The 10,728-nt window shown below is 65.4% G+C and carries 12 protein-coding genes; 8 read left to right on the top strand and 4 right to left on the bottom strand.

The window, feature by feature from the left end:
- Positions 1-6 precede the first annotated feature (6 nt).
- Entirely contained in the window at positions 7-837 is an 831-nt protein-coding gene (locus tag AC1DOQ_RS05175; protein WP_477360929.1) for a hypothetical protein, read from the top strand.
- Positions 838-894: 57 nt separating this feature from the next.
- Here AC1DOQ_RS05175 and hemB read toward each other — a convergent pair whose 3' ends face one another.
- Both hemB and yihA read right to left on the bottom strand, forming a co-directional pair.
- Positions 895-1,908 (bottom strand): porphobilinogen synthase, encoded by a 1,014-nt coding sequence (hemB, locus tag AC1DOQ_RS05170; protein WP_477360927.1) that lies wholly within the window; start codon positions 1,906-1,908, stop codon positions 895-897.
- Between the two features lie 18 nt (positions 1,909-1,926).
- Positions 1,927-2,634: a ribosome biogenesis GTP-binding protein YihA/YsxC gene (yihA, locus tag AC1DOQ_RS05165; RefSeq protein ID WP_477360925.1), complete on the bottom strand. Its 708-nt coding sequence runs from the start codon at positions 2,632-2,634 to the stop codon at positions 1,927-1,929.
- A 187-nt stretch (positions 2,635-2,821) separates the two neighbouring features.
- Here yihA and AC1DOQ_RS05160 point away from each other — a divergent pair, with 187 nt between their 5' ends.
- The 7 genes from AC1DOQ_RS05160 to AC1DOQ_RS05130 all read left to right on the top strand — a co-directional run bounded on the left by AC1DOQ_RS05160 (position 2,822) and on the right by AC1DOQ_RS05130 (position 9,257).
- Positions 2,822-3,502 carry a c-type cytochrome gene (locus AC1DOQ_RS05160; RefSeq protein ID WP_477360923.1) on the top strand — a complete coding sequence of 227 codons (681 nt, stop codon included), beginning with the start codon at positions 2,822-2,824 and terminating at the stop codon, positions 3,500-3,502.
- 63 nt (positions 3,503-3,565) lie between these two features.
- Complete coding sequence (locus AC1DOQ_RS05155) at positions 3,566-5,692, top strand: cytochrome c biogenesis protein ResB (RefSeq protein ID WP_477360921.1); 2,127 nt, start codon at positions 3,566-3,568, stop codon at positions 5,690-5,692.
- A gap of 27 nt (positions 5,693-5,719) precedes the next feature.
- Positions 5,720-6,904: a c-type cytochrome biogenesis protein CcsB gene (gene ccsB, locus AC1DOQ_RS05150; RefSeq protein WP_477360919.1), complete on the top strand. Its 1,185-nt coding sequence runs from the start codon at positions 5,720-5,722 to the stop codon at positions 6,902-6,904.
- Between the two features lie 121 nt (positions 6,905-7,025).
- Complete coding sequence (msrP, locus tag AC1DOQ_RS05145; RefSeq protein ID WP_477360917.1) at positions 7,026-8,006, top strand: protein-methionine-sulfoxide reductase catalytic subunit MsrP; 981 nt, start codon at positions 7,026-7,028, stop codon at positions 8,004-8,006.
- A gap of 10 nt (positions 8,007-8,016) precedes the next feature.
- Entirely contained in the window at positions 8,017-8,691 is a 675-nt protein-coding gene (locus tag AC1DOQ_RS05140; RefSeq protein ID WP_477360915.1) for a protein-methionine-sulfoxide reductase heme-binding subunit MsrQ, read from the top strand.
- A gap of 4 nt (positions 8,692-8,695) precedes the next feature.
- Positions 8,696-8,881, top strand: coding sequence for a hypothetical protein (locus AC1DOQ_RS05135; RefSeq protein ID WP_441934863.1), 186 nt, complete (start codon positions 8,696-8,698; stop codon positions 8,879-8,881).
- Between the two features lie 70 nt (positions 8,882-8,951).
- Positions 8,952-9,257 carry a hypothetical protein gene (locus AC1DOQ_RS05130; protein ID WP_477360914.1) on the top strand — a complete coding sequence of 102 codons (306 nt, stop codon included), beginning with the start codon at positions 8,952-8,954 and terminating at the stop codon, positions 9,255-9,257.
- A 4-nt stretch (positions 9,258-9,261) separates the two neighbouring features.
- On the opposite strand, the gene AC1DOQ_RS05125 is transcribed toward AC1DOQ_RS05130, so the two are convergent.
- Positions 9,262-10,053 (bottom strand): NIPSNAP family protein, encoded by a 792-nt coding sequence (locus tag AC1DOQ_RS05125; RefSeq protein WP_477360912.1) that lies wholly within the window; start codon positions 10,051-10,053, stop codon positions 9,262-9,264.
- Entirely contained in the window at positions 10,050-10,673 is a 624-nt protein-coding gene (locus tag AC1DOQ_RS05120; RefSeq protein WP_477360910.1) for a LysE family translocator, read from the bottom strand. Before AC1DOQ_RS05120 ends, AC1DOQ_RS05125 begins: the two co-directional genes overlap by 4 nt.
- Between the last annotated feature and the right edge of the window lie 55 nt (positions 10,674-10,728).

The raw sequence follows: 10,728 nt of genomic DNA, 5'->3' as shown, positions 1-10,728 counted from the left end.
CAGCCCTTGCCTGGACGGAAGGTAGCGACGTACGGGGAGCGCCGCCTCAACCGCACCGGCCTGGGCATCACGATCGGCCTGCACCTGCTGCTGGTGGCGATCTGGCTGTTCCATCCCCAGCGCGAGCAGCATTCGGCGCCGCCGAAAGGGGAGGAAGCGATCGTCTGGCTGCCGCCCGAGAAGCCGAGCAAGCCGGCGCCGAAAACCCCGCAGCAGGAATCGAAGCAGAGCGCAAAGCCGGCGCCGTCGAAGCCGAGGCCGCGCGTGACCCAGGTCCAGCGCCTGCCCGACACGATTACTTTGCCGAACGAAAAGCCGGTCGAGCAAGCGAAGCCGCAGCCGAAGGAAGAGACCAAGCTGCAGCCGGACGAGACCGACATGGCCGCCTATATCGAGAAGCGCCGCCAGGCACGCGGCGCCCGCAGCGAGCAGCCGGCCGAGGAAAGCGACGCCCAGCGCGGCATGCGCAACGCCCTCGCCAACATCGCCGCCATCAACGGCCGCGGCGGCCAGGATCCGAACGAGACCGGCGGCGTGTTCAGCGTCACCAACAAGACCTTCAGCCACGCCGACCTGAAATTCCGCGGCTGGAACCCGAACTTCAAGCGGCGCTGGCTGACCGCGGTGTCGGTGGAGCGCGGCAGCGATCCGGACATCGAGACCGCCATCGTCAAGAAGATGATCGAGCTGATCCGCAAGGAAAAGACCGGCGACTTCGAGTGGGATTCGCACCGTTTGAACAAGGTGGTGACCTTGTCGGCGCGGCCGCAGGATACGAAGGAGCTGATGGACTTCCTGTACAAGGAGATGTTCCCGGAGTACAAGCCACCGAGATGAGGTGAAAAAAAACCGCGCCGAAGCGCGGTTTTTTCATTGTTCGAGCAAATTAAACGATCAAGCCATCGCCTTCAAGCGACGCGCCACATCCAGCGCGAAATAGGTCAGCACGCCATCGGCGCCGGCGCGCTTGAAGGACATCATGGTCTCGAGGACGATCTTGTCCGGATCCAGCCAGCCGTTCTGGAAAGCCGCCTGCAGCATCGCGTACTCGCCGCTGACCTGGTAGGCGAAGGTCGGCACCTTGAACTCGTCCTTCACGCGGCGCACCACGTCCAGGTAGGGCATGCCGGGCTTGACCATGACCATGTCGGCGCCTTCGGCGATGTCCAGCGCCACTTCGCGCAGGGCTTCGTCGCTGTTGGCCGGGTCCATCTGGTAGGTGTTCTTGTCGGCCTTGCCCAGGTTGGCGCTTGATCCCACCGCGTCGCGGAACGGGCCGTAGTAGCCGGAGGCGTACTTGGCCGAGTAGGCCATGATGCGGGTGTGGATGAATTCCTTTTCTTCCAGCGCCATGCGGATCGCGCCGATGCGGCCGTCCATCATGTCCGAGGGGGCGATGATGTCGACGCCGGCCTCGGCCTGGGCCATGGCCTGGCGGGTCAGCATGGCGATGGTCTTTTCGTTGACGATGTAGCCGTTCTCGTCCGGCAGGCCGTCCTGGCCATGGGTGGTGTAGGGGTCGAGCGCGACGTCGGTCATGATGCCCAGCTGCGGGAAGTTGCGCTTGAGCTCACGGACGGCGCGCGGCACCAGGCCTTCCGGATTGGTCGCTTCGATGCCGTCATAGGTCTTCAGCGAGGCGTCGACCATCGGGAACAGGGCCAGTACCGGGATCCCCAGGCTCACGCATTCTTCCGCGACCTTCATCAGCAGGTCGACCGACACGCGTTCCACGCCGGGCATCGAGGCGACCTGCTGGCGCTGGTTCTGGCCGTCGATGATGAACACCGGGTAGATCAGGTCGGACGCGGTGACGGTATTCTCACGCATCAGGGCGCGCGAGAACGGGTCGCGGCGCATGCGGCGCATGCGGACGGCGGGGTACTGGCTAGGGGTAATGATCGGCATGTCTTTTCCTTGAAAGGTTCAGAGCGGAGCGTCCTGCGGGGCCTCGTCCTCTTCGCTGCCGTCATCGTCCAGGCCCAGCAGTTCGATGATCTTGTCGTTCGCTTCGTCGATGCCCACGCGCTTGAGGGCCGAGAACAGCTGCACCGTGAACGGGAAGCCATTGCCTTCCTCGTCGACGTAGCTGTCGAGCACCTGTTGCGCCTGGCGCAGCGCATTCGTCGACTCGTTGCGGTTCAGCTTGTCCACCTTGGTCAGGATGCAGTGGATCGGCTTGCCGGTCGGGGCGAACCATTCCAGCATCTGGATGTCGAGCTCGGTGAACGGGCGGCGCGAATCCATGATCAGGACCAGGGCCGCCAGCTGCTCGCGGCGCTGCACGTAGTCGCCCAGCAGCCGTTGCCAGTGCAGCTTGGCATCGCCCGACACTTCCGCATAGCCGTAGCCGGGCAGGTCGACCAGCAGGGCGCGGATCTCGTCGACATTGGTCGCGTCCTTGCGGTGCATGGCCACGTGGGCGCCGCCGATCGAGAAGAAGTTGATGTGCTGGGTGCGGCCCGGCGTCTTGGAGGCGAAGGCGAGTCCCTTCTGGTTGGTCAGGATATTGATCGCCGTCGACTTGCCCGCGTTGGAGCGTCCGGCGAAAGCGATTTCCGGCACCTGGGTGCGCGGGAGGTCGCGCAACTGGTTGACGGTCGTGAAGAAGCGGGCTTGCCAGAGTTTGGACATGGGTGGGGGCGCTTGGTTGGAGCGAAAAAGACAACAAAAGAGGCGGTTCGGAAACAAAGCTATTGTACAATAGGGAGTTACCTGTCGTCGGCCCCAAGAGCCCCTGACGCTCTTCGATGGCAGGACACGAGCATGGCCGCTGCACTGTACGCAAGAATTATTGTCTTAATTTTTTCAGGGTGCTTGAATGAATCGTGTGTTTTCCCCGGCCGCCGGCGCGGCAATCGTAAAGTCCTTGCTGCTCGCGACCTTGATGGTTGCCGGTAGTGCCTCCGCCGCCGATGCGGCGCATGGCTCCGCTCCGAAGCTTGACCCCGCGAAGGGCGGCTCCCTGTACGACTCCGGCGACAACGCACGCGGCCTGCCGGCCTGCGCTTCCTGCCATGGCGCGGGCGGCAACTCCACCATCGTCGCCAATCCCAAGCTGGCCGCCCAGCCCCAGGCCTACATCCACAAGCAGCTGGTCGACTTCACCACCCCGAACCGCCAGCAGCCGGTGATGACCACCTACGCCAAGATGCTGAGCGACGAAGAGAAGAGCAATATCGCCGCCTGGCTGTCGGCCCAGCAGGCCAAGCCGGGCGCGGCGAAAAACAAGGACACCGTCGAACTGGGCCGCAAGATCTATCGCGGCGGCATCGCCGACCGCGGCGTGGCCGCCTGCGCCAGCTGCCACGGCGCCACCGGTTCGGGCATCCCGGCCCAGTATCCGCGCCTGGCCGGCCAGCACCAGGACTATACCTTCACCCAGCTGCAGGCCTTCAAGAGCGGCGCCCGCAACAACAGCCCGCAGATGGGCACGCTGGCCAAGCGCATGTCGGACGAGGAAATGAAAGCCGTCGCCGACTATATCGCCGGCCTGAAGTAATCCGCCCGCGCGGGAGCGCGACGGGGCGGCCGCGGCAGCGGCCGCGTGTTATCTTAGGAAGCGATGAGTACCACCGGAATTGAACTGAAGACCCGCCGCCGCGGCCTGGCCGAGGCGGTCGAACTGGTGTCGTCGATGCGCTTCGCGATCACCCTGCTGGTGATGGTGGCGATCGCGGCCATCATCGGCACCGTGATGAAGCAGAACCAGGCCTCGCCCGACTACGTGAACCAGTTCGGTCCGTTCTGGTTCGAGATCTTCCGCAAGCTGGGCCTGTACACCGTCTACAGCGCCTGGTGGTTCCTGGCGATGCTGGCGATCCTGATCGTCTCGACCAGCCTGTGCATCGCGCGCAATGCGCCCAAGATGCTGCGCGACATGCGCAGCTGGCGCGAAAGCGTGCGCGAGGAATCGCTGCGCAACTTCCACCACAAGACCGAATGGACGGCCCCCGGCAGCCCGGTGGCGCTGGCCAGCCGCACCGCCCAGCGCCTCGGCAATGCCGGCTACCGCGTGAAACTGGTCGACAAGCCGAACGGCGTGCTGGTGGCGGCCAAGAAGGGTGCCGGCAACAAGTTCGGCTATATCTTCGCCCACTCGGCCATCGTCGTGATCCTGCTGGGCGGCCTGCTCGATTCCGACCTGCCCATCCGCTTCCAGCAATGGTTCATGGGCAAGACTCCGTATATGGGCGCCGGCCTGATCTCGCAGATCCCGCCCCAGCACCGGCTGGGCCTGGGCAATCCCAGCTTCCGCGGCAACACCATGATCCCGGAAGGGCAGAACAGCAGCACTGCCATCCTGCAGCAGGCGAACGGCGTGCTGGTGCAGGAGCTGCCGTTCACGATCCACCTGAACAAATTCATCGTCGACTTCTACTCGACCGGCATGCCCAGGCTGTTCGCCAGCGAAGTCGTGATCCGCGACCACGAGACCGGCAAGAGCTTCCCGGCCAGCATCAAGGTCAACCAGCCGCTGATCTACCGCGGCGTTGCCGTCTACCAGTCCGGCATCGAGGATGGCGGCAGCAAGCTGAAACTGACCGGCTACCCGATGACGGGAGCCTCGAGCAAGCCGTTCGAGATCGCGGGCGAAGTCGGCGGCGCGACCGAGCTGAAACCCGCCGGACTCCAGCAGGCCGGCGGCGCCTATACCGTCGAATGGTCGGGCTTCCGCGCCTTCAACGTCGAGAACACGAAGGAAGGCCAGGACACGCGCGACGTCAGGAAGGGCGAATCGTTCAACGAGCAGTTTGCCCGCACCCTGTCCCAACATACGGGCTCGGCCGCCAAGAACGCCAACAACAAGGACCTCAAGAACGTCGGCCCGAGCGTCCAGTACAAGCTGCGCGACAGCACCGGCCAGGCGCGCGAATTCATGAACTACATGCAGCCGGTGACGCTCGAAGGCGCCCAGGTCTACCTGGCCGGCGTGCGCAACAACCCGGGCGACCAGTTCAGCTACCTGCGCATCCCGGCCGACGACCAGCACAGCGTGCGCGAGTGGATGCGCCTGCGCGCCGCGCTGGCCGATCCGGCGCTGCGCGAAGAAGCCGCGCGCCGCTATGCCGAGCGGGCGATGCCGCAGTCGCGCGACGACGCCGCCCTGGCGCGCCAGTTGCAGGAATCGGCGGCCAAGACCCTGGCGATCTTCGCCGGCGACGGCAAGAGCGGCAGCGGCGGCTATGTGGCGGTCTCGCAATTCCTCGAACGGATTCCGCCGGCCGACCAGGAAAAGGCGGCCAATGTCTTCATGAAGATGCTCAACGGCGTGATGTGGGAGCTGTGGCAGGCTGCGCACGTGCATGCGGGCGAGCCGCCGGTCGAGCCCAGCGAGGCCCACGGCCGCTTCCTGCAACTGGCCACGAATGCCCTGTCCGATAGTTTCTTCTACGGTGCGCCGGTCTACCTCTCGCTCGAGGATTTCACGGAAGTGAAGGCCTCGGTGCTGCAGGTGACGCGCTCGCCGGGCAAGAAAGTGGTCTACCTGGGCTGCCTGCTGCTGGTGATGGGCATCTTCGCGATGTTCTACATCCGCGAGCGCCGCATCTGGGTCTGGGTCAAGGAAGAGGACGGCGATGCGCATGCGCTGATGGCGATGAGCACCCAGCGCAAGACGCTCGACTTCGAACGGGAGTTCGATGATTTGAAGAACAGGCTGCCGCAAGCGGAGCAAATCGGCGTAAGCTAGACCTGGCACCGGAGATAGAGAGGACCTATGTCTCAAGCAACCCAACCCCCCAGCACGCCTTCGCAGGCTTCTTCGCGGACGGCGTACACGCAGCCGCCGGGCTTCTTCAAGAGCCTGACCGTCATCGACTGGCTCTACGGCGCCGGCCTGCTGGCGGCCTCGCTGTTCGCCCTGCAGCGCTACGGCAGCTTCATGGACATCTACGAGCAGGCGATCCTGGTGCTGGCGGCGCCCACCTTCGCCCTGCTGGGCTGGCACTGGAAGCCGGTGCGCTGGCTGATCCCGCTGATCGCCGTGCTGTCGCTGTGGGGCGTGTCGCTGTACGGCGGGACGCTGGATGCCGCGAACCAGAAATTCTTCCTCAAGTACATGCTGTCGAGCCAGTCCGCGATCCTGTGGATGAGCGCCCTGTTCGTGTTCTCGACCGTGTTCTACTGGGGCGGCCTGATCGCCAGGTCGCCGTTCGGCGCCAGCGTCGGCTCGACCCTGTGCTGGGCCGCCGTGGTGCTGGGCTTCACCGGCATGATGGTGCGCTGGTACGAGTCCTACCTGATCGGCAGCGACGTCGGCCACATCCCGGTATCGAACCTGTACGAAGTCTTCATCCTATTCTCGATGATCACCGCGCTGTTCTACCTGTACTACGAACAGCGCTACGCCACTCGCCAGCTGGGCCCGTTCGTGCTGCTGGTGATCTCGGCCGCGGTCGGCTTCCTGCTGTGGTACACGGTGGCGCGCGACGCCGCCGAGATCCAGCCGCTGGTGCCGGCCCTGCAGAGCTGGTGGATGAAGATCCACGTGCCGGCCAACTTCATCGGCTACGGTACCTTCGCGCTGGCGGCAATGGTCGGCTGCGCCTACCTGCTCAAGTCGCACGGCATCCTGGCCGACCGCCTGCCTGCGCTCGAGGTGCTGGACGACGTCATGTACAAGTCGATCTCGGTCGGCTTCGCCTTCTTCACGGTGGCGACCATCCTGGGCGCGCTGTGGGCGGCCGAGGCCTGGGGCGGGTACTGGTCCTGGGACCCGAAGGAGACCTGGGCCCTGATCGTCTGGCTGAACTACGCGGCCTGGCTGCACATGCGCCTGATGTCCGGCCTGCGCGGCCGCGCGGCCGCCTGGTGGGCCCTGATCGGCCTGCTGGTCACCACCTTCGCCTTCCTGGGCGTGAACATGTTCCTGTCGGGCTTGCACTCCTACGGCAAGCTTTGAATGACAGTCCGATTACAAATCTGTCAGTAGGCTCTACGGTAACAGCTAACCGGGAACAGATGGTGTAAGGTTGATATGTCCGGCGCATTTCGTGCGCCGGACATGCTTAGTGGAGCCAGCCATGCTGATCAAACGAAACCCGAACGGTATCGACTTGCCGTTCCCCTCCGAAATTACGCCGCGCGAGGTCTATGAAGGCCGGCGCAAGTTCATCGCGCAGATCGCCGCCACCGCCGCGGTCGGCTCCTCGCTGTGGGAGCTCGCCAACCGCGAAGCCTTTGCGCAGGGCGCTCCCGCCGCCAAGCTGGCCGCTACCCGCAACGCCGCCTTCTCGACCACGGAAAAGCAGACCTCCTTCGAGGATGCGACCCACTACAACAACTTCTACGAATTCGGCACCGATAAATCCGACCCGGCCCAGAACGCCCATACCTTGCGTACCCGCCCGTGGACGGTGCAGATCGACGGCGAAATCAAGAAGCCGCTCACCCTCGACATCGACCACCTCGCCAAACTGGCGCCGCTGGAAGAGCGCATCTACCGCCTGCGCTGCGTCGAAGGCTGGTCGATGGTGATTCCCTGGGTCGGCTATTCGCTGGCCAACCTGATCAAGCAGGTCGAGCCGAACGGCAATGCGAAATACGTGGAGTTCACCACCCTGGCCGACAAGCGCCAGATGCCCGGCGTCGGCAGCCGCGTGCTGGAATGGCCTTATGTGGAAGGCTTGCGCATGGACGAAGCCATGCATCCGCTGACCCTGCTTACGGTGGGCATGTACGGCCAGGTGCTGCCGAACCAGAACGGCGCGCCGGTGCGCGTGATCGTGCCCTGGAAATACGGCTTCAAGTCGGCCAAGTCGATCGTGCGCATCCGCTTCGTGCGCGACCAGCCGCGCACCGCCTGGAACACGGTGGCGCCCGAGGAATACGGCTTCTATTCGAACGTGAATCCGAACGTCGACCACCCGCGCTGGTCTCAGGCCAGCGAGCGCCGCATCGGCGAAGGCGGCTTCTTCGCGCCGAAGCGCAAGACCCTGATGTTCAACGGCTATGACCAGGTGGCTTCCCTGTATAGTGGGATGGACTTGAAGAAATTTTTCTGACCAAGGAACGATGACAGCCAACGCGACCCAAAGACCGGCCATCAAAAAGCCGTCTCTCGGCCCGACGCCCAAGCAGCTCGCCGCGCTCAAGGCCGTGGTGTTCGTGCTGGCGCTGCTACCGTTCGCGCGCATCGTCTGGCTGACGCTCCGGCAGGTGCCGGTCGACCCGGTCGAGTTCGTGACCCACGGCACCGGCGACTGGGCCCTCTACCTGCTGTGCGCCACCCTGGCGATCACGCCGCTGCGCCGCTTCACGGGATGGAACTGGCTGATCCGCCTGCGGCGCATGCTGGGCTTGTACACCTTCTTCTATGCGCTGATGCACTTCCTCACCTTCCTGTGGGCCGACCACCGCTTCGACTTCGGCGCCATGTGGAAGGACGTGCTCAAGCGCCCCTTCATCACGGTCGGCTTCATCGCCTTCGTGCTGCTGCTGCCGCTGGCCTCGACCAGCACCAACGCCATGATCAAGCGCCTCGGCCGGCGCTGGGCCCAGCTGCACCGCCTGATCTACCTGATCGCGCCGCTGGCGATCCTGCATTACTGGTGGATGAAGGCGGGCAAGCACAATTTCGAGCAGCCCATCGTCTGGGGTCTGGTCGTCGCCGTGCTGCTCGGCCTGCGCGTGGTCTGGAGCTGGAACCGCACGCGCACTCCCGCTCCCTCACGATCGGTGAGTTCCTGACGTGATGAAGGGACCTTCCGTCATCGGCCTGCTGCTGGCACTGGTGCTCGTGCTGGTGCTGGCCGCGTCGCGCTTCCGCACCGGCTCCTCGGTCGACCGCTGCCTGGTGCTGGACGGACGCTGGAACGAGCAGGCCGCCGCCTGCGCGCGCCAGGCCTGGCCCGAGGATCGCTCCCGCGGAAGAGATTAAGAGTTACAAATCGGCGTTGCAAACCGTGAATCCTGACCTAGAATTCAGTAAGGAAGCATGGGAGGGCGTCGTGATGGATACCGGTACGAAAGGCGCGGCGAAACGCCTGATTCTTTCGCTGGCGGCCGCAAGCCTGTCGGGCTGCGTGTATGCGCCGCCGCCCTATGCCGCCTACGACGCCTATGGTTCCGCGCCGGTGGTGGATTATCCTTATTACTATCCCTACAGCTACGGCTATCCGACCTATGTCGGGCCGCCGCTCTCGCTCAGCTTCGGCTTCTACGAGCACCGCTACGGCGGCGGCCATCGCGGCGGCTGGGGCGGCGGGCGCGGACACGGCTGGGGCGGCCGCGGCGGCTGGGGCGGACGGCACTGAGCGGCTAGCGCACCAGCGAACGCGGCGTCGGCGCCAGACGCAGGGTTTCCGGCACCCGTTCCATGCGCGCCGCATGATCCGCCAGCATGGCGCGCCAGCGCTGGTCCGCCGCCAGCGCCTTTACATGCCTGTCGTAGGCATCCGCATCGTCGAAGGCGGCAAAGCTGACGAACACATTGTCCTTTTCGCGCACGGGCAGGCGCTCGAAGGTATTCTTGCTCCTGTCCGTCACATATTGGGCGAGGATGCGCGCGCCGCGGCCCTCCAGCAGCGGCGCCATCTCGCGCCGGTAGGCGGCGGCGAATCCCGCCAGCGTGTCTTCCCGCAAGTAATAGATCGTCGCGACCACCAGGCGGCTGGCGCTCGTGTCGCCTCTGGCCGGGCGGACCAGGCCGTCGAGGGCGAAGCCGCTGCCGGCGAAGGCCGGGTGCAGCAGCAGTACGTTGTCGTTGTCGGCCAGGGTGGCGTTGGCCTGCTCCCGGTTGGCCTGCCATACGGGACCGTAGTAGAAGGCGGTGAGGGCGTCGTGGCGCTTTTGCATGTCCTGGAAGCCGCGCACCCACACGAAACGGTCGGGGTCGGCGAGGTCGCGGAAGGTGGCGGCGATGCGCATGCCGGTGGCTTCCTGGCTTTCGATGAAGCGGTCCTCGAACAGGGAGATGAGCTCGTCGCGCTTGCCTGGATGCATGGTGTACTGGCGCAGCTCGACGATCGGACAGCAATCCCGGGCCGCCATGGCGGCGGAAGAGGACAGCGCGCAGGCCAGCGCCGCGCCGGCAAGGAGGCGGCGGCTCATGCCTGCCACCCTTGCACGACGGTGACGATGCCGGTGCCGACCAGCAGCATGCCGACCGCGCGCGTGGCCAGCCCGCTGGCGCCGAGCGAGCCGCCGGCCCGTTGCGCCAGCAGGGCGACGCCACCGTAGACGCCGGCCTGGGTGCCGGCCGTGATCAGGCCCAGCGCGGTGGCCTGGGCCCAGATCGGTCCCTGGGCCGGCTTCAGGAATTGCGGGAAGATCGCCAGCATGAACACATAGGCCTTCGGGTTCAGCAGGCAGGTCGCCATCCCCTTCAGGAACACGGATGCCGCCGGCTGCGCGGGCGCGTCGGCGCGCACCTCGAGCCTGGTGGCGCCGGCACGCGCCAGGTGCCAGCCGATCCAGGCGATATAGGCCGCGCCGGCCACCAGCAGCGCATTGAACAGCGCCGGCCACAGCCGCACGATGGCGGCCACGCCGAGCGCGCCCATCGCGATATGGCAGACGCCACCGGCGACGATGCCGCCCACCGCGGCCAGGCCGGCGCCGCGCCCGCCGGTCAGGGCATTGGCCAGCACATAGGCCATGTCGAGCCCGGGCAGGGCGATGATGCCGAATACAAGGACAAAATACAGCCAGAGCGTGCCGCTGCCGTTCATGTTCGCCTCCATGGTCAAAATGGGAGCGTAAGCGGTATATAGGTCATAATCGGTC

It is taken from the genome of Massilia sp. 01N417 (genome assembly GCF_056399645.1).
The sequence above is the reverse complement of the archived record's forward strand: the minus strand, read 5'-3'. Positions and strand labels throughout refer to the sequence as shown.

What these genes read in the sequence shown, in the direction of transcription:
- hemB (WP_477360927.1), bottom strand. Translation starts at nt 1,908, where the DNA reads ATGCCGATCATTACCCCTAGCCAGTACCCCGCCGTCCGCATGCGCCGC.
- yihA (WP_477360925.1), bottom strand. Translation starts at nt 2,634, where the DNA reads ATGTCCAAACTCTGGCAAGCCCGCTTCTTCACGACCGTCAACCAGTTG.
- AC1DOQ_RS05160 (WP_477360923.1), top strand. Translation starts at nt 2,822, where the DNA reads ATGAATCGTGTGTTTTCCCCGGCCGCCGGCGCGGCAATCGTAAAGTCC.
- AC1DOQ_RS05155 (WP_477360921.1), top strand. Translation starts at nt 3,566, where the DNA reads ATGAGTACCACCGGAATTGAACTGAAGACCCGCCGCCGCGGCCTGGCC.
- ccsB (WP_477360919.1), top strand. Translation starts at nt 5,720, where the DNA reads ATGTCTCAAGCAACCCAACCCCCCAGCACGCCTTCGCAGGCTTCTTCG.
- msrP (WP_477360917.1), top strand. Translation starts at nt 7,026, where the DNA reads ATGCTGATCAAACGAAACCCGAACGGTATCGACTTGCCGTTCCCCTCC.
- AC1DOQ_RS05140 (WP_477360915.1), top strand. Translation starts at nt 8,017, where the DNA reads ATGACAGCCAACGCGACCCAAAGACCGGCCATCAAAAAGCCGTCTCTC.
- AC1DOQ_RS05135 (WP_441934863.1), top strand. Translation starts at nt 8,696, where the DNA reads ATGAAGGGACCTTCCGTCATCGGCCTGCTGCTGGCACTGGTGCTCGTG.
- AC1DOQ_RS05125 (WP_477360912.1), bottom strand. Translation starts at nt 10,053, where the DNA reads ATGAGCCGCCGCCTCCTTGCCGGCGCGGCGCTGGCCTGCGCGCTGTCC.
- AC1DOQ_RS05120 (WP_477360910.1), bottom strand. Translation starts at nt 10,673, where the DNA reads ATGAACGGCAGCGGCACGCTCTGGCTGTATTTTGTCCTTGTATTCGGC.